Origin of the sequence: Streptomyces sp. NPDC012466 (assembly GCF_042955215.1) — a bacterium.
In the GTDB taxonomy this organism is placed as follows: Bacteria; Actinomycetota; Actinomycetes; order Streptomycetales; family Streptomycetaceae; genus Streptomyces.
On record NZ_JBIBEQ010000001.1, the window covers coordinates 1,488,852 to 1,511,491 of the forward strand.

Below are 22,640 nucleotides of genomic sequence, written 5' to 3' on the forward strand. Positions count from 1 at the left end.
CCGCGCGGCACGCGGGGCGCTCTACGGCAGGACCGCGAAGCCGTCCAGTTCGACCAGCGCCTCCGCGTCCCACAGCCGGACGACCTGGACGACCGCCATGGCGGGGTAGTCGCGTCCGGCCGACTCGCGCCACAGACGGCCCAGTTCGGGCGCGTGCGCGCGGTACGCCTCGACATCCGTGGCGTAGACGGTGACGCGGGCCAGGTCGGACGGTGTGCCGCCGGCCGCGGCGAGGGCGGCCAGCAGGTTGGCGAGGGCCTTGCCGAACTGCTCGGGCAGCGTCCGTCCGACCACCTTGCCGTCGGAGTCGAGGGCCGTCTGGCCCGCCAGGAACACCACCCGCGAGCCGCGGGCCACGACGGCGTGGGAGAAGCCGGCCGGCGGGGACAGGTCGGGCGGGTTAACGCGCTCGGTGCTCACCGGGCCTCCTGACGGGCGTACAGCTCCTTGGCGATGATGCCGCGTTGCACCTCGCTGGCCCCCTCGTAGATGCGTGGCGCGCGCACCTCGCGGTAGAGGTGTTCGAGCAGGTGGCCGCGTTGCAGGGCCCGGGCGCCGTGCAGTTGGACGGCCGTGTCGACGACGTACTGGGCGGTCTCGGTGGCGAGGAGTTTCGCCATGGCGGAGCGCCGGGGCACGTCCGGGGAGTCCGCGTCGTACGCCGAGGCCGCCGCGTGGACCATCAGCCGGGCGGCCTCGGTGCGCAGGGCCATCTCGGCGACCTGGTGCGAGACGGCCTGCAGATCCCGCAGCTTGCCCCCGAAGGCGTCCCGCCGGGCGGTGTGGGCGAGGGTCGCGTCGAGGGCCGCCTGCGCCATGCCGACCGCGAAGGCGCCGACGCTGGGCCGGAAGAGGTTGAGGGTCCCCATGGCGACCCGGAAGCCGTGGTCGGCCTCGCCGAGCACGTCGTCGGCCGTCACGGGCACGGCGTCGAAGCCGAGCGCGCCGATCGGGTGCGGCGAGAGCATGTCGAGAGCGCGGCCGGTCAGGCCCGGGCGGTCGGCGGGCACGAGGAACGCCGTGACGCCCCGGGCCCCGGCGCCCGGGGTGGTCCGGGCGAAGACGGTGTAGAAGTCGGCCTCCGGGGCGTTGGAGATCCAGCACTTCTCACCGGTCAGGCGCCAGCGGGCGGAGCCGTCGGGGGTGGCGGTGAGTGCCGTACCGGCCGACGGACCGCCGCCCGGCGGGGTGTCCGGCTCCGCCCGCAGCCCCAGCCCGGCCGCGTCCGATCCGGCCCCCGGCTCGCTCAGGGCGAAGGCCGCGACCGCCGTGCCGTCGGCGACCCGGGGGAGCCAGCGGGCGCGTTGCGCCTGCGTGCCGTACGCGTGCACCGGATGGGCGCCCAACCCCTGGAGGGCCAGGGCCGTCTCGGCCTCCGTGCAGGCGTAGGCCAGGGACTCGCGCATCAGGCACAGATCGAGCGCGCCCGAGGTGAACAGGCGCCCGAGCAGGCCGGCACTGCCGAGTTCGGCGACCAAGGGCCGGTTCACGTGCCCCGGTTCACCCTTGTCGGCCAGTGGGCGGAACCGATCCGCGGCCAGGGCGCGCAGTTCGGCACACCAGGCGAGTTGTGCCGGTTCGAGCGAGAATGCGGTCATCGCCGGTCCCTTCTCCGCCACCCTGCGTTCCGGCTGGGCCACCCCGAGGCTATCGCGAACCGTTGACTGTCGTCATCAACACGATACGCTCCAGAAGCGAGCCCACCACGCCAAGGGGGCGAACCGTATGAATCCACGGGGCACAGCCCACGTCGACACCTTCGCCCGGGACCATCTGCCACCCCCGGACCAATGGCCCGAGCTCCGTTTCGACCTGCCGGAGCTGCACTACCCCGAACGGCTCAACTGCGCCGCCGAGCTGCTGAACGGCCCGCCCGGCGACCGCCCGGCGTTCCTCACCGCCACCGGCGAGCGGTGGACGTACGGCGACCTGCGCGCCCGCGTGGACCGCGTCGCACACCTGCTCACCGGCGAACTCGGTGTCGTCCCCGGCAACCGGGTGCTGCTGCGCGGCCCCACCACCCCCTGGCTCGCGGCCTGCTGGCTGGCGGTGCTGAAGGCGGGGGCCGTGGCGGTCACGGTGCTCGCCCAGCAGCGCCCGCACGAACTGAGCACGATGTGCGAGATCGCGCGGGTGCGGCACGCGCTGTGCGACATCCGGGCCGTCGACGACCTCGCCAAGGCCGAGGTCCCCGGCCTGCGGATCACGACCTACGGCGGTGACGCCCCGGACGACCTCCTCAACCGCCCGGCGCCCGCGGCCTCCTACGAGGCCGTCGCGACGGCGGCCGACGACGTCGCGCTGATCGCCTTCACCTCCGGCACCACCGGCCGCCCCAAGGGCTGTATGCACCTCCACCGGGACGTCCTGGCGATCGCCGACACGTTCTCCCGGCACGTGCTCAGGCCCGGCCCGGACGACGTGTTCACCGGCAGTCCCCCGCTGGGCTTCACCTTCGGTCTCGGCGGGCTGGTGGTCTTCCCCCTGCGGGCCGGCGCGAGCGCGCTGCTGCTCGAACAGGCGGGGCCCCGGCAACTGCTGCCCGCCATCGCCCGCCACCGGGTCTCCGTGCTGTTCACCGCCCCGACGGCGTACCGCGCGATGCTCGACGCGCTCGACGGCCACGACGTCTCCTCGCTGCGCCGCTGCGTCTCGGCCGGAGAGAACCTCCCGGCGGCCACCTGGCGGGCCTGGCACGAGCGCACCGGTCTGCGCGTCATCAACGGCATCGGCGCCACCGAGCTGCTGCACATCTTCATCTCCGCGGCCGACGACCGGATCCGGCCCGGGACCACGGGCGTTCCCGTCCCGGGCTGGCACGCGCGCGTGCAGGACGCGGACGGCGAGCCCGTACCCGACGGGCAGCCGGGGCTGCTCGCCGTGCGCGGACCGGTCGGCTGCCGGTATCTCGCCGACCCGCGGCAGCGGGAGTACGTGCGCGACGGCTGGAACATCACCGGCGACACCTACGTCCGCGACCCCGACGGCTACTTCCGCTACGTCGCCCGCGCCGACGACATGATCATCTCGGCCGGGTACAACATCGCCGGCCCCGAGGTGGAGGACGCGCTGCTGCGGCATCCGGACGTGGTGGAGGCGGCGGTCGTGGGACGGCCCGACGAGGCCCGCGGACAGGTCGTGCAGGCCTTCGCCGTCCTCAAGGAGGGCGCCCGTCGGGACGCCGAGGCGCTGCGCGCCTTCGTCATGAGCGAACTGGCACCGTACAAGTGCCCGCGCGAGATCGTCTTCCTGGACGCGCTGCCGCGCACGGCCACCGGCAAGCTCCAGCGGTTCAGACTGCGGGCCCCGGGGGTACCGGAAGGCGACCGGGACTGATCCGTACGACCTAAGATGATCAACGTGTCCGACCAGCATGCACCACGGTCTCTCATCGTCACGCTCTACGGCGCGTACGGCCGCTTCGTGCCGGGCCCCGTGCCGGTAGCCGAACTCATCCGGCTGCTGGCCGCGGCCGGCGTGGACGCTCCGTCCGTACGCTCCTCGGTGTCGCGGCTCAAGAGACGGGGACTGCTCGTGCCCGCCCGCACCGCGCAGGGCGCGGCCGGGTACGAACTGTCCCCGGACGCCCGCCAGTTGCTCGACGACGGCGACCGGCGCATCTACGCCTCGGCTCCGCCCGAGGACGAGGGCTGGGTGCTCGCGGTGTTCTCCGTGCCGGAGTCGGAACGGCAGAAGCGGCATGTGCTGCGCTCCCGGCTGGCCGGGCTCGGTTTCGGCACGGCCGCTCCGGGCGTGTGGATCGCGCCCGCGCGGCTGTACGAGGAGACCCGGCACACGCTCCAGCGGCTGCGGCTCGACGCGTACGTCGACTTCTTCCGCGGCGACCACCTCGGCTTCGCCCCGACCGCGGAGGCCGTCGCCCGGTGGTGGGACCTGGCGGCCATCGCCAAGGAGCACGAGGCGTTCCTCGACCGCCACGCGCGCGTGCTGCACGACTGGGAGAAGCGCGAGGACACCCCGCCCGAGGAGGCCTACCGGGACTACCTCCTCGCCCTGGACTCCTGGCGCCACCTCCCCTACACCGACCCGGGCCTGCCGGCCGAGCTGCTGCCCGCGGACTGGCCGGGGGTCCGCTCGTCGGCGGTGTTCCGGGGGCTCCACGAGCGGCTGCGGGACGCGGGGGCGGGTTTCGTGGGGCTCTGACCCACACAGACGCCGCCCGGTTTGCCGCGTTTGCTCCGCCGTGGAACGGTCAATCGATGTCCGCGACTGGACGGAGCGCGCACCGGGAGGCGGACCGAGGGATGACCGTCACCACACCAGCGAGCACGGCAGGCGCCCGCGTGGACCGGCTCCCGTGAGGCGGTGGGGGCGCTCGGTGCGCGGCGTGTGGGAGCGGGCCGGTGCGCACACCCTCGTCCGGCAGGGCCGCGACGTGGAGTTGCTGCACCGGGCCATGGGCTTCGCCACGCTCGCACTGGTCACCCTGGCACCGCTGCTGATCGTGGTCGCCGCCGCCGACCCCCTGGGGCGGGGCGGATTCGCCTCGTGGCTGGCCGACGGCATGGGGCTGTCCGGGCGGTCCGCGCGGGTGCTCACGGAGATCATCAGTCCGCCGCGCAAGGTCATCGGCACCACGAGCGTGCTCGGCGGGGTCGCGCTCGCCGTCTTCGGTGTCGCGTTCGGCGGGAGCGTGCAGAACGGCTACGAGCGGATCTGGGGACTGCCCTCGGGTCCGTGGCATCGCGTCTGGCGCCAGGCGGTGTGGATGATCGCGATGACCGCGTACCTGTACCAGGAGGTGCAGACCCGCAGCCTCGCCTCGGGGCCGGAGCGGATCGCGCTGAGCTCGGCGTCCGGTGTGCTGTTCTTCTGGTGGGGCCAGCGCTTCCTGCTGGGCGGGCAGGTCCGCTGGAGCGATCTGCTCCCCGGGGCGGTGGCCACCATGGCCGGACTGGTCGGCCTGCGCATGTTCTCCTACTCCGTCTTCACCCCCCTCATCGTCACCAACGCCATCAACTACGGAGCGGTCGGCGTCGTCCTCGTCGTGGAGTCCTGGCTCATCGGCGTGGGCTACGTCGTCTACGGCGGGGCACTCCTCGGCCGCTGGGTGCTGGATCACCACGGGCACCGGCAGCGCGACGGGTAGGCCCGGCTCCCCCGGCCTTCATGCGAACGCACATGCCACCCCCAGCGATCCTCATCCCGGCTCATGCGAATCCACAGGGGGATTTCCCCTCGCATCTGCGGCATTATCATCGGCGCAGGCCCAGCAGAGGGAGCAGACCCGTGATGACCCGTACCGCGCACCGGACCCGCCGCCCGCTCCAGGCGGCCGCGGGGGGAGCCGCCGCACTGCTGGCGCTGAGCGCCTGTGCGTCCGGCTCGGATTCCTCGGCCGGGCCGGGCGGGCCGGGCGGGGTCTCCGGGGAGGTGACCGTCTTCGCCGCGGCCTCACTCAAGGAGAGCTTCACGACGCTGGGCGAGCAGTTCGAGAAGGAGCACCCCGGCACGAAGGTCACCTTCAGCTTCGGCGGCAGCGACTCCCTCGCCGCGAGCATCACCGGCGGGGCTCCGGCGGACGTCTTCGCCTCGGCCAGCCCCAGGACGATGAAGGTCGTCACCGATGCCGACGACGCCTCGGGCCCGCCCGCGACCTTCGTCCGCAACGAGCTGGAGATCGCCACCCTGCCCGGCAACCCGCACAAGGTCGCCTCCCTCGAGGACCTCACCGCGCCGGATCTGAAGGTCGTGCTCTGCGACCGGGCGGTGCCGTGCGGCGCCGCCGCGCGGAAGGCCCTCGACGCCCGCAGGCTCACGCTCACGCCCGTGTCCTACGAGCAGGACGTCAAGGCCGCGCTGACCAAGGTCGAGCTGAAGGAGGCCGACGCGGCCGTCGTCTACAAGACGGATGTGCGCGCGGCGGGTGACAAGGTGGAGGGCGTGGAGTTCCCCGAGTCGGCCGACGCCGTCAACGACTACCCGATCGCCCTGCTCAAGGACGCGCGGAACGCCGAGGCCGGCAAGGCGTTCATCGCGCTGGTGCGCTCCGCCGAGGGCCAGAAGGTCCTGGGCGCGGCCGGGTTCCTCAAGCCGTGACACCCCCCGCCGGCCGGTCTCGTCTCGCGGCCGACAGCCTCCGGGGCGGTCCGCGGCGCCGTCGCGTGCGCACGGGCGTCCCGTTGCCCCTGCTGCTCCCCGCGCTGGCCGGCCTGGCGTTCCTGACCGTGCCGCTGATCGCCCTGCTGGTGCGGACCCCGTGGCACAGCCTGCCCCAGCAGCTGACCAGTGCGGAGGTGTGGCAGGCCCTCAGGCTGTCCCTGCTGTGCGCCTCGGCGGCCACCGCGGTGAGCCTGGTCGTCGGCGTGCCGCTGGCCTGGCTGCTGGCCCGCGTCGACTTCCCCGGCCGCGGCCTCGTACGCGCCCTCGTCACCCTCCCCCTGGTCCTGCCTCCGGTCGTCGGCGGTGTGGCGCTGCTGATGGCGCTCGGGCGCAACGGCATCGTCGGGCGGTGGCTCGACTCGTGGTTCGGGATCACGCTGCCCTTCACCACCGCCGGAGTCGTGATCGCGGAGGCGTTCGTGGCCATGCCGTTCCTCGTCATCAGCGTCGAGGGCACCCTGCGGGCCGCCGACCCCCGCTACGAGGAGGCGGCCGCCACCCTGGGCGCGTCCCGCTTCACCGCGTTCCGCCGGGTCACGCTGCCGCTCATCGCGCCGGGCATCGCGGCGGGCGCGGTCCTGGCCTGGGCGCGGGCGCTCGGCGAGTTCGGCGCGACGATCACCTTCGCCGGCAACTTCCCCGGCCGCACCCAGACCATGCCGCTGGCCGTGTACCTGGCCCTGCAGAGCGACCCCGAGGCCGCGATCGCCCTCAGCCTGGTGCTGCTGGCGGTGTCGATCGCGGTCCTTGCGGGGTTGCGCGACCGCTGGTTGCGTGCGGGATGACACGGCCCCCCGCGCAGGACGCGCACACCGGCACCGCGACGGAGGGACTGGACGCCCGCCTCGTCGTGGACCGCGGCGGCTTCCGTCTCGACGTGACGCTGACCGTCGCGCCGGGTGAGGTCGTCGCCCTGCTCGGCCCGAACGGCGCCGGCAAGACCACCGCGCTGCGCGCCCTGGCCGGCCTGACCCCGCTGACCGGCGGGCATCTGCGGCTCGAGGGTACGGAGCTGGACCGCACACCGCCGGAGGCCCGCCCGGTCGGCGTCGTCTTCCAGGACTACCTGCTCTTCCCGCACCTGACGGCCCTCGACAACGTGGCCTTCGGTCCCCGCTGCCAGGGCGCCACCAAGGCGGAGGCCCGTGCGCAGGCCGCCGAGTGGCTCGACCGCATGGGCCTCGGGGCGCACACCGGCGCCAAGCCGCGCAGGCTCTCGGGTGGCCAGGCCCAGCGCGTCGCCCTCGCCCGCGCCCTGGCGACCCGGCCCCGGCTGCTGCTCCTCGACGAGCCCCTGGCGGCCCTGGACGCCCGCACCCGCCTGGAGGTCCGCGCCCAGCTCCGGCGCCACCTGGCCGACTTCGAGGCGGTGGCCGTGCTCGTCACCCACGATCCGCTCGACGCCATGGTGCTGGCCGACCGTCTGGTGGTCGTGGAGCACGGCCGGGTCGTCCAGGAGGGCACCCCGGCCGACATCGCCCGTCACCCCCGTACGGACTACATCGCGCAGCTGGTCGGACTGAACCTCTACCGGGGCGAGGCCGACGGCCACACCGTCCGTCTCGCCGGCGGCCCGCCCGTCACCACCACGGAGGTCCTGTCGGGCCCGGTCTTCGTGGCGTTCCCGCCCGGCGCGGTGACCCTCCACCGCGAGAGGCCGACCGGCTCCAGCGCCCGCAACCTGTGGCGCTGCGAGGTGGCCGGTCTGGAGACCCACGGCGACCAGATCCGTGCCGACCTCACGGGTGAACTCCCCCTCGCCGCCGACCTCACGACGGTCGCCGCCGCCGAACTCGGCCTCCACCCGGGCGCGCGGGTCTGGGCCACGGTGAAGGCGGCGCAGACCCACGCCTACCCGGTCTGAGGCGTTCGACATCCGCACGGCTCAGGCCGCCGTCCCGACCGGCGCGCCCTCCGGGGCGACGGCCTCCCGCACGACGCGGCGGCGCCGGACCGGAAGGAGCGTCGGGTGGGCGACGCTCCAGGCCGCGCCCTTGCAGATGATCTCCTTGTAGAGCGCGGCGAGCCGGCCGGTCAGGGCCGCCGACACGGCGCGGTCGTCGGCGGTGACGTACTGGATCAGGCCGTCCCTGCGGCCCAGCGAGATGCACTGGTTGAAGTAGCGCACCGGCACGGTCGGGACCTTCCCGCCGGTCAACCGGGCCGCGATGGCGTCGGCGGCCTGCCAGGCGCCGGGGACGCCCGAGGCGCACGACATCCGCAGCGGCTTGTCCCCGGGGCCCATCGCCAGGGCCGCGTCGCCGATGGCGTACACGTCCGGGTGCGACACCGAGCGCATGGTCCGGTCGACGACGATCTGGCCGGTGCCGGAGACCTCCAGGGTGGTGGCCTGCGCGATCGGGTGGACGGCGAAGCCCGTGGTCCAGACGGTGACCGCGGCCGGGACGGTCGTGCCGTCGGCGGTGGTGATGTGACCGGCCTCGACGGCGGTGACGGCGGTGTGCTCGTGCACGGTGATGCCGAGCCGGTCGACGACCGTGCGCAGGTGCCCGGCGCCCTTCTCCGAGAGCCAGTCGCCGAGGCCGCCGCGGGCGGCGAGGGCGACGGCGAGGTCCGGGCGGGTCTCGGCGATCTCGGTCGCCGCCTCGATGCCGGTGAGACCGCCCCCGACCACGACCACGGATTCTCCGGCGGCCAGGCCGGCCAGGCGCTCGCGCAGCCGGAGCGCTCCGGGGCGGCTCGCGATCTCGTGGGCGTGCTCGGCGGTACCGGGCACCCCCTGGTCGTTCCAGCCGCTGCCGAGGGCGTACACGAGGGTGTCGTACTGCAGTTCCTCGTCCGTCGCCCCCTCGTCGGCGTAGGCGGAGACGGTGACGGTCCTGCGGTCGACGTCGACGGCGGTGACCTTCCCCTGCTTCAGGGTGACGCCGGTGCCCTGGAACATCTCGCTGAACGGCCGGGGCGCGAGGTCCTGGCCGAGCGCGAGCTGGTGCATCCGGACGCGCTCGACGAAGTCGGGCTCGGCGTTGACGACGGTGATGGCGACGTCTTCACGGTGCAGCCGCTTGGCGAGGCGCCCGGCGGCGGTGGCTCCGGTGTAGCCGGCTCCGAGGACGACGATGCGGTGCTGCATGGCGTAGCTCCTGTCATGACGGCTGTCTCCAGCGGATTCACCCCTTGAACCGGGGGGCCCGCCGTTTCCTGACAGGAATGCGATGTGATGCACGCCACATCACGCTCGGCCGTGTCAGAAGACCGTGAGCAGGGGGTCTCCGTGGTCGCCGGCGGCCCACAGCCGGGTCGCGCGTTCGAGCTTGTCGGGGTTGACCTGGTTGCGGAACGCGGCGATGCCGTCGTCGGCGACTTCCAGGCACATGACGCCGATGACCCGGCCGTCGAGAACCACCACGAGGGCGGGGTCGCCGTTGGCGGTCCAGGCGTAGACGTCGGGCGAGCCGCCGACCAGGGCGCGCTTGGCGGCGCTGGGCTTGAACAGGCCCCGCATGAACTTCGCGACCGCGAGGGCGCCCTCGAACGCCCTGGCCCGGGCCGGGACCTTCCCCCCGCCGTCGCCGACCGCGACGGCGTCGCCGGTGAGCAGTTGCACGAGCGGCTCGGTCCGGCCGCTGGCGGCGGCCGCGAGGAACTCGTCGATGACCCGCCGCGCTGCCGCCTCGTCGATCTCGGCGCGCGTGCGGGCCCTGCCGTCCGCGACGTGCTTCTTCGCGCGGTGGAAGATCTGCTGGCTGGCGGCCTCGGTGATGTCGAGGATCTCCGCGATCTCCCGGTGCGGGTAGTCGAAGGCCTCCCGCAGCACGTACACCGCCCGCTCGTTCGGCGAGAGGCGCTCCAGCAGGACGAGAACCGCGTACGAGACCGATTCACGCTGCTCTGCGGTGTCGGCGGGCCCGAGCATCCGGTCCCCGGCGAGCAGCGGCTCGGGCAGCCACTGGCCGACGTAGGTCTCGCGCCGCGCACGGGCCGAGGTGAGCTGGTTGAGGCACAGGTTGGTGAGCACCTTCGTCAGCCACGCCTCGGGGACGTCGATGCGGTCGGTGTCGGCGCCCTGCCAGCGCAGGAACGTCTCCTGCACGGCGTCCTCGGCCTCGCTCGCCGACCCGAGCAGCCGGTAGGCGACGGCCTCCAGGCGCGGCCTGAAGGCTTCGAACCGGTCCACGTCGTCCATGGTCATGACCATGCCCCGGATCCTAACGCCCCCGGGCGTCACCGCTTCCGAGACTCAGCCGGGGTTTCGGGGCGTCGGTGCGGCCCGTCTGGGGACGGCGGCTGCCCGCGCGGTACGGGGCCGGCCAGGTGGCGCCCGGGCCCGTGTAGCCCTGCTCGGCCGCTGCGTGCAGGGTCCAGTGGGGGTCGTAGAGGTGGGGGCGGGCGAGCGCGCAGAGATCGGTGCGGCCCGCCAGGATCAGGGAGTTGACATCGTCCCAGGAGGAGATCGCGCCGACCGCGATGACCGGGATGCCGGTGGTGTTGCGGATCCGGTCCGCGAACGGCGTCTGGTACGACCGCCCGAACTCCGGCCGCTCGTCCGCGACGACCTGCCCCGTCGACACGTCGATCGCGTCGGCGCCGTGCGCGGCGAAGGCCCGGGCGATCTCGACGGCGTCCTCGGCGGTCGTCCCGCCCTCGGCCCAGTCGGTGGCGGAGATGCGGACGGTCATGGGCCGCTCTCCCGGCCACACGTTGCGTACGGCGTCGAAGACCTCCAGCGGGAAGCGGAGCCGCTTCTCCAGGGAGCCGCCGTAGGCGTCGGTGCGCCGGTTGGTCAGCGGGGAGAGGAAGCCGGACAGGAGATAGCCGTGCGCGCAGTGCAGTTCGAGCAGGTCGAAGCCGGCCCGGGCGGCGCGGACCGCCGCTGCCGCGAACTGTTCGCGAATGTCGGTGAGTTGGGCACGGGAGAGCTCGCGCGGCGTCTGGCCGGCCTCCTTGTACGGAAGTGCCGAGGGGGCCACGAGCGGCCAGTTGCCCTCCTCCAGCGGCTCGTCCATGCCCTCCCACATCAGCTTCGTGGAGCCCTTGCGGCCGCTGTGGCCGAGCTGCACGCCGATCGCGGTGCCGGGGGCCCGCTCGTGCACGAAGTTCGTGATCCGCTTCCAGGCCTCGGCCTGCCGGCCGGTGTAGAGACCGGCGCAGCCGGGCGTGATCCGGCCCTGCTCGCTGACGCACACCATCTCGGTCATCACCAGCCCTGCCCCGCCCAGCGCCCGCGCGCCCAGGTGGACGAGGTGGAAGTCGCCGGGCACGCCGTCGACGGCCGAGTACATGTCCATCGGCGAGACGACGACCCGGTTGCGCAGGGTCAGGCCGCGCAGCCGGAACGGTGTGAACATCGGGGGCGTGCCGGGCGGGCAGCCGAACTCGCGCTCCACCGTCTGCGTGAAGCGCGCGTCGCGCAGCCGCAGATTGTCGTGCGTGACGCGGCGGCTGCGGGTGAGCAGGTTGAAGGCGAACTGGCGGGGCGGCTGGTCCAGGTACAGGCCGAGGTTCTCGAACCACTCCAGGCTGGCCCGGGCCGCGCGCTGTGTGGAGGCGACGACGGGGCGCCGCTCGGCCTCGTACGCAGTCAGGGCCTCGGGCAGCGAGTCCCGCTCCTCCAGGCAGGCGGCCAGGGCCAGCGCGTCCTCGACGGCGAGCTTGGTGCCGGAGCCGATGGAGAAGTGGGCGGTGTGCGCGGCGTCCCCGAGGAGGACGACGTTGCCGTGCGACCAGCGGTCGTTGACGACCGTGCGGAACGTCGTCCACGTGGAGTTGTTCGATGTCAGGGGGCGGCCGCGGAGGGCTTCCGCGAAGATCTTGGCGCAGCGCCCGATCGACTCGGCTTCGTCGAGTTCGTCGAACCCGGCCGCGTGCCAGACCTCTTCGCGCATCTCGATGATCACCGTCGACGCGTCGGGCGCGTAGGGGTAGCCGTGGAGTTGCATCACGCCGTGTTCGGTCTCGGCGATCTCGAAGCGGAAGGAGTCGAAGGGGAAGTCGGCCGCGAGCCAGATGTAGCGGCAGCGGTGGGCCGTCACCCGGGGCCGGAAGGTGCCGGCGTAGGTCTCGCGGGTGGCGCTGTGGACGCCGTCCGCGGCGATGACCAGGTCGTGGGTGTGCGGGAGGTCTTCCGGGGCCTCGGCGCGAAAGCGGAGGTCGACGCCGAGTTCGCGGCAGCGGGTGTGGAGGATGTCGAGCAGGCGCTTGCGGCCCAGGGCGGCGAATCCGTGGCCGCCCGAGGTGTGGCGTACACCGCGGTGGACGATGTCGATGTCGTCCCAGCGGGTGAAGTGCCGCTGGAGGGCGTCGTAGACCTGGGGGTCGGCGTGCTCTATGCCGCCGAGGGTTTCGTCGGAGAGGACCACGCCGAAGCCGAAGGTGTCGTCCGGGGCGTTGCGTTCCCAGACGGTGATCTCCCGTCGCGGATCCAGGCGTTTGAGGAGGGCGGCGGCGTAGAGGCCGCCGGGACCGCCGCCGATGATCGCCACGCGCAGGGGGTCGCCGGGCGGGGTGGGCGGGTGCGGGCGGTCTGTGGCCGGTCGCGCCCGCGTGGCGGCAGCCGCACCTTCGGCGCAGTCCCGCGTCCCCGGAGGCACCGCGCTCACCGTCCGCTCCATTTGGGAGGGCGCTTCTCCGTGAAGGCCGCGTGGAATTCCGCGTAGTCCTCTCCTGTCATCAGGAGGGCCTGGGTCGAGGCGTCCAGTTCGATCGAGGCCGCCAGGGGCATGTCCAGTTCGGACGTGAGCAGCGCCTTCGTCTGGGCGTGGGCCAGGGCCGGGCCCGATGCCAGGCGGTGGGCCAGCTGCTGGGACGTCTCGTCCGCCCGGCCCTCCTCCGTCAGTTCGCTGATCAGCCCGATGCGCTCCGCCTCGAGGGCCCGGACCGGGTCGCCCAGCATCAGCAGGCGGGTCGCGTGCCCCAGGCCGACGACCCGGGGCAGGAGGTAGGCCGCGCCCATGTCGCCGCCGGAGAGCCCGACGCGGGTGAAGAGGAAGGCGAAGCGAGCGGTGGGGTCGGCGACGCGGAAGTCAGCGGCCAGGGCGAGCACCGCTCCGGCTCCCGCGGCCACGCCGTGCAGTGACGCGATCACCGGGAACGGGCACTCGCGGATGGCGCGGACCACCTGGCCCGTCATCCGGTTGAAGTCGAGGAGCTGGGCGGTGTCCATGCCGAGGGTCGCGCCGATGATCTCGTCGACGTCGCCGCCGGAGCAGAAGCCGCGGCCCTCTCCGGCCAGCACCAGGGCCCGTACGGACCGCTCCCGGGACAGCTCCGCGAGCAGGTCGCGCAGGTCGGCGTAGGCGCCGAAGGTGAGCGCGTTGAGCTTCTCGGGACGGGCCAGCGTGACGGTCGCGACGCCGTCGGCGACGTCGACGCGCAGATGCTCCCAGCCGGCGGTGCGGGCGGCGGAGCCGGTGAAGGGACTCATGACGTGCGGCCTCCTCGGGCGGGCACTGCCTCACTGAGCTCTACCCCACGAAGCTATCACTCATCCGTGACTGTCGTCATGAGTGCGCGATAGACCGTCCGGGTAGGAGTTCGGTGTGGGACCGGATGTGGCCTGGGCCGGTCACATCCGTCACAGATCGTCCACACCCGCGTAACGGCAGGAGCAGCTGTGCGCGGCACCGCGTTCACCTGGGTAAGCCGTCGGCAAGGAGGCGACGGCGCCTCCGCCGGTGCCCCTCGGACTCCTCCGAAGAGCGGCGCCGTACCATTCCTCAGGTTGAAAGCAGGACGTCCTGCTCCATGAACGGACCCGCCGTGCACGAACTCCCCTCAGCTCCCGCCTCCTGGCGCATCGCGCTGCCGCACACCGCAGCGGCGGTGCCCGTGGCCCGCGCCCTGGTCCGTACGGCGCTGGCCGAGCTGGAGCACGCGGCGGACTGCGACACCGCGGAGCTGCTCACGGCGGAGCTGGTGGCCAACGCCGTGGAGCACACCACCGGCGAGACACCGATAGAGCTGGTCGTGGAGCTGATGCCGTCGGGCTGCCAGGTCGAGGTGCACGACACCGACCCGGCCCCGCCCGGCGACCTCACCCGTCCGGCCGGCGGCCCGCCCGACCCCTGGCAGGAGCACGGGCGCGGACTGCTGCTGATCCGCGCCCTGAGCTCCTCCTGTGGTCACCGGCCGACCGAGTCCGGCAAGGCGGTCTGGTTCAGGCTGTCTGCACTGCCGGCTCAGCGGCGGCGTCCGCCGGCGTGACCCGGGCGAGCCGGGAGTTGCGTCGGCCGTAGAGCAGGTACAGGGCGATCCCGGCCACGAGGAACGCCGCGAACTGGATCCAGGTCGTCGCGCCCGTCTCGTACATCAGGTACAGGCAGAAGCCGACGCCGAGCAGCGGGGTCACGGGGTACAGCGGGACCCGGAAGCTGCGGGCGAGGCCGGGCTCGCGGCGGCGCAGCGCGATGACCGCGATGTTCACGACGGCCATGGTGGCGAGGGTGCCGATGGTGCACAGGTTGACCACCGCGTCCAGCGGGGCGAAGGCCGCGGGGAGCGCGAAGACGACGGCCACGATCAGCGTGCCGGCGACCGGCGTGGAGGTCTTCGGCGACACCTTCTCGAAGACGCTCGGGATGAGCCCGTCGCGGGACATGGACATCAGGATCCGGGTCTGGCCGTACATCACGGCGAGCACGACCGAGGCGATGGCGACGACCGCGCCGAAAGCGATCACCGCGCCGCCGACGGTGGAGCCGGTGACCTGGTTGACGACGTAGGAGAGTGCCGCCGGACGGCCGCCGACCGCGTCACCGCCGATGGCGCCGATCGCGGCGAGCGCGACCGCGCAGTAGAGCACCGTCACCAGGCCGATGCAGACGAGGATCGCCACGGGGATGTCCCGGCGCGGGTTCTTCGCCTCCTCACCGGCGGTGGTGATCGCGTCGAAGCCGATGTACGAGAAGAAGGCGGCGGTCGTGCCCGCGCCGATGCCGGCGAGGCCCGTCGGCGAGAACGGGGTGAGGTTGCCGTCCTCGAAGGCGGTGAAGCCGATCACGAGGAACGCGACCAGGACGGCGAGCTTCAGCACGGCCATCGCGGCGGTGGCCCGGGCGCTCTCGCGCACTCCGCGGACCAGGAGCACGGCGGCCATCGCGATGACGATCACGGCCGGGAGGTTCACCACCCCGCCGTCGCCGGGTCCGGCCGACAGGGCCGCGGGCAGGTGCAGTCCGATGACGCTGTCGAGGAGCTCGTTGACGTACTGGCTCCAGCCGACCGCCACCGCGGACACCGACACGCCGTACTCCAGCAGCAGGCACCAGCCGACGAGGAAGGCCGTGCCCTCGCCGAGACCGGCGTAGGCGAAGGAGTACGAGGAGCCGGAGACGGGGATCGCGCCGCCCAGCTCGGCGAAGGCGAACGCGGTGAAGACGCAGGTGATCGCGGCGAGCAGGAAGGAGACGACGACGGCCGGGCCGGCCTGGGCGACCGAGTCGGACAGGCCGACGAAGATGCCGGTGCCGACGATCGCGCCGACGCCGAAGCAGATGAGCTGGAAGAGGCCCATCGTGCGCTTGAGGCCGTGGCCTTCACGGTCGGCGCCGGATTCCGCCACGAGAAGGGCGGGGGGCTTGATCCGGGGAGCGGGCATGCGGGTGGTGCTCGTTTCTGGTGGTGCGGCAGTGCGACGGGTTCGTCGCGCGGCGGCCGCGGAGAAGGGGTGGTTCCGGGCCGCCGGTCAGCATAAGGCCTGTTCAGGCGAGGGTTGCCACCAAGACCGCCTTGATGGTGTGCATCCGGTTCTCCGCCTCGTCGAAGACGACCGAGTGGCCCGACTCGAAGACCTCGTCGGAGACCTCCAGGTACTCCAGGCCGTGCGCCGCGTGGATCTCCTGGCCGACCTTGGTGCCGAGGTCGTGGAACGCGGGCAGGCAGTGGAGGAACTTCACGTCCGGGTTGCCGGTGGCGCGCAGCACGTCCATGGTCACGGCGTAGGGGGCGAGGGCGGTGATGCGCTCGGCCCAGACCTCCTTCGGCTCGCCCATGGAGACCCAGACGTCCGTGGCGACGAAGTCGGCGCCCCGGACGCCCTCGTCCACGGTCTCGGTGAGCGTGACGCGGGCACCGCTGGCCTCGGCGACCGCACGGGCCCGGTCGACGACCTCCTCGGCCGGCCAGTACTCCTTCGGCGCGACGAGCCGTACGTCCATGCCGAGCAGGGCGCCGGTGACCAGGTAGGAGTTGCCCATGTTGAAACGGGCGTCGCCCAGGTAGGCGAAGGCGACCCCGGTCAGCGGCTTGGCGCAGTGCTCGGTCATGGTCAGCACGTCGGCGAGCATCTGGGTGGGGTGCCAGTCGTCGGTGAGCCCGTTGTAGACGGGGACACCGGCGTGCGCCGCCATCTCCTCCACCTTCCGCTGGCTGTCGCCCCGGTACTCGATCGCGTCGTACATCCGGCCCAGCACCCGCGCGGTGTCCTTGACCGACTCCTTGTGCCCGATCTGGGAGCCGGAGGGGTCGAGGTACGTGGTCGAGGCGCCCTGGTCGGCGGCCGCGACCTCGAACGCGCAGCGGGTGCGGGTGGACGTCTTCTCGAAGATCAGCGCGATGTTGCGGCCCCGGAGGTACTGGGTCTCGGTCCCGGCCTTCTTGGCGGCCTTCAGCTCGGCGGCCAGCTCGACCAGAGCACGGAACTCCTCCGCGGTGAAGTCCAGCTCCTTGAGGAGGTGGCGGCCGGCGAGGGCGGTCGGGACAGTCGCCATGGGGGCGCTCCAGGGATACGGGGACACAGACTTCTGGAATACTATACGAAGCTCAGCATGTCTATACGGAGACCTCCCGCGGGCCCGCCTACACGGGCTCCCGTTCGACCGGGCAGCTCATGCACCGCGGCCCGCCCCTCCCCCGGCCCAGCTCGCTGCCCGGGATCTCTATCACCTCGATGCCCTGTTTGCGCAGGTGGGTGTTGGTGGTGGCGTTCCGCTCGTAGGCGACCACGACGCCGGGCTCGACGGCCAGGACGTTGCAGCCGTCGTCCCACTGCTCGCGTTCGGCCGCGTGCACGTCCTGGGTGGCGGTCAGCACACGGATCTCGTTCAGGCCGAGCGCGGCGGCGATCGCACGGTGCATGTGCTCCGGCGGATGGTCGGTGACCTTCAGTTCCTTCTCGCCGACGCCCGGTTCGATGGTGTACGAGCGGAGCATGCCGAGGCCCGCGTACTGGGTGAAGGTGTCGCCGTCGACCATCGTCATCACGGTGTCGAGGTGCATGAAGGCACGCCGTTTGGGCATGTCGAGGGCCACGATCGTCTCGGCGGACCCGGCGGCGAACAGCTTGTGCGCAAGCATCTCCACGGCCTGCGGGGTGGTGCGCTCGCTCATGCCGATGAGCACCGCCCCGTTGCCGATGACCAGCACGTCACCGCCCTCGATGGTGGACGGATAGTCGGCCTGCCCCTCCGACCACACCTGGAACGACTCGTCCCGGAAGAGCGGGTGGTGCCGGTAGATGGCCTCGAAGTGCACGGTCTCGCGCTGCCGGGCGGGCCAGCGCATGGCGTTGATGGACACGCCGTCGTAGATCCAGGCGGAGGTGTCGCGGGTGAAGAGGTGGTTGGGCAGCGGGCCGAGCAGGAAGTCGTCCAGTTCCATGACGTGGAAGCGCACGGAGGTCGGCTCCGGGTGCACGTCGAGGAACTCGCGTTTCGTCATGCCGCCGATCAGGACCTCGGCCAGGTCCCGCGCGGGCAGGTTCTCGAAGGCGGCTCTGAGCGGATCGGTGGCCAGCGGGCCGTACTCCTTCTCGTCGAAGACCCGCTCCAGGACGAGGGATCTGGCCGCCGGAACCTCGAGCGTCTCGGCCAGCAGGTCACCGAAGAGGTGGACGGCGACGCCCCGGTCGCGCAGCACGTCGGCGAACCCGTCGTGCTCGGCGCGGGCCCTGCGCACCCACAGCACGTCGTCGAAGAGCAGCGAGGTCTTGTTGCTGGGGGTGAGCCTTTTGAGCTCGAGATCGGGCCGGTGCAGGATGACGCGGCGCAGCCGCCCGGCCTCGGAGTGGACGTGGTATGCCATGCCTCCATCCTGACCACCGGAGGGCGTATTGACGCGCTCCTCGGCCGTTTTCCGTGACCACCGGCTCTCGTCGCGCCGGCGACGGACGCGACGGGGCCGGGCTCACACGCGCGGCGACGGCTCCAGCAGGTCCTCCGGCCGCGCCAGCATCCGGCGTGCGGCCCGCCCCGGTTCGATGATCGTCCGGGCGACGATCCAGCCCGCGAGCGCGTGCGGTTCGGCCGGGGCGTCGGCCAGGACGTCGGCGTACCGGGCGAGCGCGGCGTCCGCGTCCCCCGCGGCGAGGTGCTCGTCGGCGGTGCGCGGGGCGGCGGGACGGGTGGCGAAGGCATGGGTGCGCACGTCCGGCCAGGAGGTCCGGTCGCGGCGGAAGCGGAGCTCCGCCGGCCCGGCGGCCCGGGCGGGCACGACGTTGCGCAGCCGCCATTCGGTGCGGTGCAGGGCGGCGGCGGTGCGGGCGCGGCCGAGGGCGGTGGACGGGACCGGCTCGCGCAGCCAGCCGTCGAGGGTCCGGGCGAGCCCCCTCACGAGGACCCGGCCCTGCGCGGTGAGACGGCTCTCCGCCAGCAGCGTGCGCACGACCAGCCGGCTCTGCAGGCGGCGCAGCGCGAAGTGGTAGCCGGCCAGGTCGGCCGCCCGGGCATCCCGCGCTTCGGCCAGGCGGTCCCGCCAGAACCCGGCGACGCCGGTGAACGCGTACGCCCCGTGCAGCAGCCCGGTGAGATGGCGCGGGTCCGGACGCCAGGGGGCGTAGTAGCGCTCCTTGCGGTCGTCGTCGAGCAGCGGGAAGAGGTGCAGAAGGGCGGCCAGCTTGCTGTGCTGGAACTCGTGCACCAGCGTCTCGGCGAGCGCCGTGCCGCACGACGGGCGGGCGATCACCATGGCCCCGAAGGAGTCACCGCTGGAGGCGGACACCGACACGGTGGGCGGGGCGGGCGGCAGCGTGCCGGTACGCCCCCAGGGCACCACGGCCCGGATCTCCCGGACGTCGAACCGGCCGGGCCCGTCACCGCCCGGAACGGCGAGCAGCGCCGCGGCCTCCTCGAACAGCCGCTGCCAGGTCTGGGCTTCGTCGGGGTCGAGCCGTGCGGGCGGGAGGGGATCGTCCAAGTCGCGGTAGGGGTCCAGGTCTTCGAGGGGGATGCCGACCGGGCCGTCGGGGGTGTGATGGGTGAGGGTGCGCAGCGGCAGCCAGGCGGGGGTTTCCTCCGGTGGTGCCGACAGCGGCCGCGTCGCCGGGCGGACCGTCGAGGCCACGGGGGCGCCCGCGCGGCCGGGCCCGGACAGCAGCAGCTCGCCCTCCCCCGTACGAGCCCGGCCGACCGTGAGTCCCTCCTCCGCCGCGGCGAGTCGGGCCAGACCCAGGCCCGGCAGCGGCAGCGCGCCGTCGGTGAGGGGCACCCGGAGGTCGGCCCGCGTACCGGCACGCAGGGACGCGGCGACGGCCAGGGCGCACAGATGCCCGGCCTCGGCCCACAGCGGCGGGCCCGACGCGGTGCCGTGCAGCCGGCGCAGGAGATGGGCGATCCAGCCGCCCGTCGCCGGGGCGAGCAGCAGCCGGTCGACCGGGCCGGGCGCCGCCGCGGCGGCCTCTTTCAGGACGCCCCAGGCCTCGGCGGCGGAGCTCAACGGCGTGCTCAGCGCGTCGAGCCGGTCCAGCAGGGTCCGCAGGAGCAGCAGTCGCCGTGCCCGCTCGGCCCGTTCGAGGAAGGCGACGGCCTCCGCGGAGCCGCCCCCCGCCGCCAGTTCCGCCAGGATGCGCTCGGGCATGCGGAACGGGGCGTGGCGCGGCTCGCTGGGCATGCGGGACCTCCGGTCGCGGGTGCGGGGGTGGGCCCCGGCGCAGCGTCGAGGCCACGGGCGGGCCGCCTGCCGGGGGCTGGAGACCTATTCGGCCCGGGCGCTCCCCTCGCTGCCCCCTCTGATGCTGCCGCGTGCCCGCAGGACCTCACCGAGGAGACGGGCGGAGTCAGGGAGAGGGGCGAGACCGTCCACCGCGGTCAGGGGCAGCTCCGTCAGGTCGGCGAGATCCGACTCCCACACGGCGGTACCAGCAGCCGCGGCCGGCTCGCGGACGGCGACTTCGGCGTGGCACAGAGCGGGCTGCTGGTCCAAGATGCTCCCCCTTCTCGCACGGTGGCACGCGATGCCCCGTGCCCGTTCTTTTCCATCATGGCCATTCCTGCCCGGGTCGAAAACCGTACGATCACGCCACCCGATCATTTCCGATCGCCCGGGCGTCGCGCCGACGCCGCGAACTCGGTCAGTGCCGCGCCCAGTTCACCCCTCAGTTCCGGTGTGTCGTCGAGGGAGACCACGGCGTCGAACAACTCCCACAGCACCTCCGGCCGGCGCCGGGCCATACCGTTGAGGATGCTGACGACATCGGTGCGCGCCTTGCTGTGGCGGGCCAGCGTGGCTGTGACACGGGGGTCCAACGAGGCGATGAGCGCCTGCCGTTCGGCGGGGTCCTGCATCAGGGGGTAGGCGAGGAGAGCGTTCACGGCCCGCTGCAGCGGTGGGACCGGCCGCCCCTCGGGGCCCCGCTCCGCCGGAGCCACGATCTCGGTGCGCTCCGGGCTGCGCAGCCGAATCTCCGGATACTGCAGAGTACGTCCCGCTTCCCTGAGGGCCGCGATACGTGCCCGCACGGCCGGAAACAGTCCCTCCGGATCGGGTGGTGCGGGAAGGACGGCGGCCCGGTCGGCCAGCAGCCCGAGCAGGATCTCGGAGAACAGACCCGTCCCGCGCTCGGGGTCGTTGGCGGCGGCCCGCCCGCGCCCGGCGGCCTGCAGCAGCGTCTGCCGGTGGGCGTGGTTGCGCCGCCCCACCGGCAGGGCGGCCGGCGGCAGTGGTTCCCGGAAGGCGAGCTCTTCCTCGAAGGTCTCGCAGGCGTCCACGATCCACAACTGTTCCCCGAAGGCCGGTACGGCGTCCCCCGCGAACCGGTCGAGCGCGCTGTCCAGGTCGATGCCCAGCTTGTCGGCGGTGCTGGCGTCGGAGCAGAACAACCGCAGGTGCCCGGCCCGGTCGAGCACTCCGTGCCCGCCCCACCAGACCCACAGGACGTCGCCCTGCTCCAGGGGCAGTTCCCGGACGAGGACGCGGCGCAGGGTGGCGTGGTCGGCGGGCCGATGGGCGACCCCGGGGGCGTAGGACGGCAGGGGGGCGAGGTGGAGCCGCAGTCGCTCCTCCGGCACCCCGGCTTCGCGCAGCAGCCGGTGGAAGGCGACCGCGTCGCGGGCCGGACCGGGCAGGTTCCAGCCGGGTCCGGCGTCGTAGCGCTCGATGCCGACGATCAGCGCGTGCACACGGGCGGGGTTCACGGCAGCCGGTCCACGATGTGCCGGTACACCTCGGGGTTGGTCCAGTAGGCGCTGTGGGAGGCCGGGAAGGGCTGGCGGCTGTCCACCCGGACGTCCGTGACGCGGCCCGGGAACAGGCCCGCGCCGAGGTAGGAGAGCAGGTCGCGCGGGTCGTAGAGGTTCAGCCAGTCGGGCATGTGCGGCGGGAGCGGCGACGGGTGTTCGAGGGAGGGCAGGGATCCGGACTCGTAGAGGAAGGGACCCTGGGAGCCCACCGTCACCAGGAGCCGGACCTGGGGCAGCGGGGTGGAGATCAGGGTGTCCAGGGCGATGATGCCGCCCAGACTGTGGCCGACGACGGTGACGGGCGGTTCCAGGCCCTCGACCAGCTCGCTCAGGTCGGCGCGGACCGCCTCGCCGCGACTGAGGTAGCGCAGGATGTCGGCCGCGGCCGGATGAGCGGCCTCGGTGAGGGCGCGCCGGCGGCGCACGACGGCACGGGATGCCATCGGGCCCGCCACCCGCAGCACCAGGGAGCGCACTCCGCGTTCCGTGCCCCGGGGTGCTGCACCGAGTGCCACGGCCAGCCGCTCGGCGACGGTGTCACGGCTGTCGCCGACCGGTACGAGGGGGGCGTCCGAGTCCAGGGCGTCCGCGATCACCCGGGCGGTCAGGCCGCGGGCAACGAGGTGCGCGAGGTCGTCGGGGGTGAGAGCAGCCGCGGCCGGTGCGAGAAGGGAGTGGGCGGCGAGGTCGGTGGCGGCGCGGGTGAGGCCGGGCCCCAACTCCGCTGCGGGTTCGTCCCCTCTCGCCGCGAGGGCCGCCAGCCGTGCGCGTATCGCCTGGTCCGGGGGCAGGGATCCGGGTGCTCGCTCGGCGGCCCGCGGAGCGCCGGCCGCCGCGAGGGCGAGTTCTGCGTACGGGTCGGTGTAGAGGGCGGCCCAGACGGCGGCCGTCTCCTCCTCGGGGTCCGGTCCGGCCGGGCCCCGGGACGCGCCGCCCGGCGCGGCGGGAAGACTGGCGCCACCCGCCGCGAGCGTGGCGCCGTGCGTGTCGCCCCAGTAGTACGGCACGATGCGGAGTTCCCCGCGCAGGGCGGTCAGTCCGGCCGCCACGCGCCCCGCAAGCTTCGAGAAGCCTGGTTCGCGCACCCCTGTCCCATGGATGAAGACGACCGTCGCCATGTGCCCCCCGTGACACCGGTGCAGTGTTGTGTACGGCTTCCGATGTGCC

Annotated in this window: 20 protein-coding genes; 7 read left to right on the plus strand and 13 right to left on the minus strand. The window is 73.2% G+C overall.

Annotated elements, in window-relative coordinates; all coding sequences use genetic code 11:
• Window positions 1-21: 21 nt before the first annotated feature.
• Entirely contained in the window at window positions 22-420 is a 399-nt protein-coding gene (locus ACFY9E_RS06550) for a Rid family hydrolase (RefSeq protein WP_390979905.1), read from the minus strand.
• A complete protein-coding gene (locus ACFY9E_RS06555) occupies window positions 417-1,598 on the minus strand; it encodes an acyl-CoA dehydrogenase family protein (RefSeq protein WP_390979907.1) in 1,182 nt (393 codons plus the stop codon). The genes ACFY9E_RS06550 and ACFY9E_RS06555 overlap by 4 nt, the downstream gene beginning before the upstream one ends.
• 127 nt (window positions 1,599-1,725) lie before the next feature.
• Between ACFY9E_RS06555 and ACFY9E_RS06560 the strand changes: the two genes are divergently transcribed.
• The 6 genes from ACFY9E_RS06560 to ACFY9E_RS06585 all read left to right on the plus strand — a co-directional run bounded on the left by ACFY9E_RS06560 (window position 1,726) and on the right by ACFY9E_RS06585 (window position 7,987).
• Window positions 1,726-3,336, plus strand: a complete 1,611-nt coding sequence (locus ACFY9E_RS06560) for an AMP-binding protein (RefSeq protein WP_390979909.1) — start codon at window positions 1,726-1,728, stop codon at window positions 3,334-3,336.
• A 15-nt stretch (window positions 3,337-3,351) separates the two neighbouring features.
• Complete coding sequence (locus ACFY9E_RS06565) at window positions 3,352-4,164, plus strand: PaaX family transcriptional regulator C-terminal domain-containing protein (protein WP_390979911.1); 813 nt, start codon at window positions 3,352-3,354, stop codon at window positions 4,162-4,164.
• Window positions 4,165-4,339: 175 nt separating this feature from the next.
• Window positions 4,340-5,110, plus strand: a complete 771-nt coding sequence (locus ACFY9E_RS06570) for a ribonuclease BN (protein WP_390980320.1) — start codon at window positions 4,340-4,342, stop codon at window positions 5,108-5,110.
• Window positions 5,111-5,253: 143 nt separating this feature from the next.
• Window positions 5,254-6,060, plus strand: a complete 807-nt coding sequence (gene modA / locus ACFY9E_RS06575) for a molybdate ABC transporter substrate-binding protein (protein ID WP_390979913.1) — start codon at window positions 5,254-5,256, stop codon at window positions 6,058-6,060.
• A complete protein-coding gene (gene modB, locus ACFY9E_RS06580; protein ID WP_390979915.1) occupies window positions 6,057-6,908 on the plus strand; it encodes a molybdate ABC transporter permease subunit in 852 nt (283 codons plus the stop codon). The genes modA and modB overlap by 4 nt, the downstream gene beginning before the upstream one ends.
• Window positions 6,905-7,987: an ATP-binding cassette domain-containing protein gene (locus tag ACFY9E_RS06585; protein ID WP_390979917.1), complete on the plus strand. Its 1,083-nt coding sequence runs from the start codon at window positions 6,905-6,907 to the stop codon at window positions 7,985-7,987. Before modB ends, ACFY9E_RS06585 begins: the two co-directional genes overlap by 4 nt.
• Window positions 7,988-8,008: 21 nt before the next feature.
• Here ACFY9E_RS06585 and ACFY9E_RS06590 read toward each other — a convergent pair whose 3' ends face one another.
• The 4 genes from ACFY9E_RS06590 to ACFY9E_RS06605 all read right to left on the minus strand — a co-directional run bounded on the left by ACFY9E_RS06590 (window position 8,009) and on the right by ACFY9E_RS06605 (window position 13,507).
• The gene (locus tag ACFY9E_RS06590; protein ID WP_390979919.1) at window positions 8,009-9,217 is read right to left on the minus strand and encodes an FAD-dependent oxidoreductase; all 1,209 of its coding nucleotides are present in this window, start codon (window positions 9,215-9,217) and stop codon (window positions 8,009-8,011) included.
• 114 nt (window positions 9,218-9,331) lie between these two features.
• Window positions 9,332-10,282, minus strand: coding sequence for an RNA polymerase sigma-70 factor (locus ACFY9E_RS06595; RefSeq protein WP_390979921.1), 951 nt, complete (start codon window positions 10,280-10,282; stop codon window positions 9,332-9,334).
• A 10-nt stretch (window positions 10,283-10,292) separates the two neighbouring features.
• Window positions 10,293-12,695, minus strand: a complete 2,403-nt coding sequence (locus ACFY9E_RS06600) for a bifunctional salicylyl-CoA 5-hydroxylase/oxidoreductase (protein WP_390979923.1) — start codon at window positions 12,693-12,695, stop codon at window positions 10,293-10,295.
• Window positions 12,680-13,507, minus strand: a complete 828-nt coding sequence (locus ACFY9E_RS06605; RefSeq protein ID WP_390979925.1) for an enoyl-CoA hydratase family protein — start codon at window positions 13,505-13,507, stop codon at window positions 12,680-12,682. The genes ACFY9E_RS06600 and ACFY9E_RS06605 overlap by 16 nt, the downstream gene beginning before the upstream one ends.
• Window positions 13,508-13,827: 320 nt before the next feature.
• Here ACFY9E_RS06605 and ACFY9E_RS06610 point away from each other — a divergent pair, with 320 nt between their 5' ends.
• The gene (locus tag ACFY9E_RS06610; protein ID WP_390979927.1) at window positions 13,828-14,286 is read left to right on the plus strand and encodes an ATP-binding protein; all 459 of its coding nucleotides are present in this window, start codon (window positions 13,828-13,830) and stop codon (window positions 14,284-14,286) included.
• Here ACFY9E_RS06610 and ACFY9E_RS06615 read toward each other — a convergent pair.
• From ACFY9E_RS06615 to ACFY9E_RS06645, 7 genes are all read right to left on the minus strand, one after another.
• Window positions 14,240-15,679, minus strand: a complete 1,440-nt coding sequence (locus ACFY9E_RS06615) for an amino acid permease (protein ID WP_390979929.1) — start codon at window positions 15,677-15,679, stop codon at window positions 14,240-14,242. The two genes, ACFY9E_RS06610 and ACFY9E_RS06615, sit on opposite strands and share 47 nt — an antisense overlap.
• Before the next feature lie 103 nt (window positions 15,680-15,782).
• Entirely contained in the window at window positions 15,783-16,790 is a 1,008-nt protein-coding gene (argF, locus tag ACFY9E_RS06620) for an ornithine carbamoyltransferase (RefSeq protein ID WP_390979931.1), read from the minus strand.
• Between the two features lie 88 nt (window positions 16,791-16,878).
• The gene (locus ACFY9E_RS06625; protein WP_390979933.1) at window positions 16,879-18,102 is read right to left on the minus strand and encodes an arginine deiminase; all 1,224 of its coding nucleotides are present in this window, start codon (window positions 18,100-18,102) and stop codon (window positions 16,879-16,881) included.
• A gap of 102 nt (window positions 18,103-18,204) precedes the next feature.
• Window positions 18,205-19,905, minus strand: coding sequence for an aKG-HExxH-type peptide beta-hydroxylase (locus ACFY9E_RS06630; protein WP_390979935.1), 1,701 nt, complete (start codon window positions 19,903-19,905; stop codon window positions 18,205-18,207).
• An 84-nt stretch (window positions 19,906-19,989) separates the two neighbouring features.
• The gene (locus tag ACFY9E_RS06635; protein WP_390979937.1) at window positions 19,990-20,217 is read right to left on the minus strand and encodes a hypothetical protein; all 228 of its coding nucleotides are present in this window, start codon (window positions 20,215-20,217) and stop codon (window positions 19,990-19,992) included.
• Window positions 20,218-20,321: 104 nt separating this feature from the next.
• Window positions 20,322-21,428: a caspase family protein gene (locus tag ACFY9E_RS06640; protein ID WP_390979939.1), complete on the minus strand. Its 1,107-nt coding sequence runs from the start codon at window positions 21,426-21,428 to the stop codon at window positions 20,322-20,324.
• On the minus strand, window positions 21,425-22,591 hold the full coding sequence (locus ACFY9E_RS06645; RefSeq protein ID WP_390979941.1) for a hypothetical protein: 1,167 nt from the start codon (window positions 22,589-22,591) through the stop codon (window positions 21,425-21,427). The genes ACFY9E_RS06640 and ACFY9E_RS06645 overlap by 4 nt, the downstream gene beginning before the upstream one ends.
• Between the last annotated feature and the right edge of the window lie 49 nt (window positions 22,592-22,640).

Coding starts and splice junctions, on each gene's coding strand:
- ACFY9E_RS06625 (WP_390979933.1), bottom strand. CDS start 18,102: ATGGCATACCACGTCCACTCCGAGGCCGGGCGGCTGCGCCGCGTCATC.
- ACFY9E_RS06565 (WP_390979911.1), top strand. CDS start 3,352: ATGATCAACGTGTCCGACCAGCATGCACCACGGTCTCTCATCGTCACG.
- ACFY9E_RS06585 (WP_390979917.1), top strand. CDS start 6,905: ATGACACGGCCCCCCGCGCAGGACGCGCACACCGGCACCGCGACGGAG.
- ACFY9E_RS06615 (WP_390979929.1), bottom strand. CDS start 15,679: ATGCCCGCTCCCCGGATCAAGCCCCCCGCCCTTCTCGTGGCGGAATCC.
- ACFY9E_RS06605 (WP_390979925.1), bottom strand. CDS start 13,507: ATGAGTCCCTTCACCGGCTCCGCCGCCCGCACCGCCGGCTGGGAGCAT.
- ACFY9E_RS06595 (WP_390979921.1), bottom strand. CDS start 10,282: ATGGTCATGACCATGGACGACGTGGACCGGTTCGAAGCCTTCAGGCCG.
- modA (WP_390979913.1), top strand. CDS start 5,254: ATGACCCGTACCGCGCACCGGACCCGCCGCCCGCTCCAGGCGGCCGCG.
- ACFY9E_RS06600 (WP_390979923.1), bottom strand. CDS start 12,695: ATGGAGCGGACGGTGAGCGCGGTGCCTCCGGGGACGCGGGACTGCGCC.
- ACFY9E_RS06610 (WP_390979927.1), top strand. CDS start 13,828: ATGAACGGACCCGCCGTGCACGAACTCCCCTCAGCTCCCGCCTCCTGG.
- ACFY9E_RS06645 (WP_390979941.1), bottom strand. CDS start 22,591: ATGGCGACGGTCGTCTTCATCCATGGGACAGGGGTGCGCGAACCAGGC.
- ACFY9E_RS06555 (WP_390979907.1), bottom strand. CDS start 1,598: ATGACCGCATTCTCGCTCGAACCGGCACAACTCGCCTGGTGTGCCGAA.
- ACFY9E_RS06560 (WP_390979909.1), top strand. CDS start 1,726: ATGAATCCACGGGGCACAGCCCACGTCGACACCTTCGCCCGGGACCAT.
- argF (WP_390979931.1), bottom strand. CDS start 16,790: ATGGCGACTGTCCCGACCGCCCTCGCCGGCCGCCACCTCCTCAAGGAG.
- ACFY9E_RS06590 (WP_390979919.1), bottom strand. CDS start 9,217: ATGCAGCACCGCATCGTCGTCCTCGGAGCCGGCTACACCGGAGCCACC.
- ACFY9E_RS06630 (WP_390979935.1), bottom strand. CDS start 19,905: ATGCCCAGCGAGCCGCGCCACGCCCCGTTCCGCATGCCCGAGCGCATC.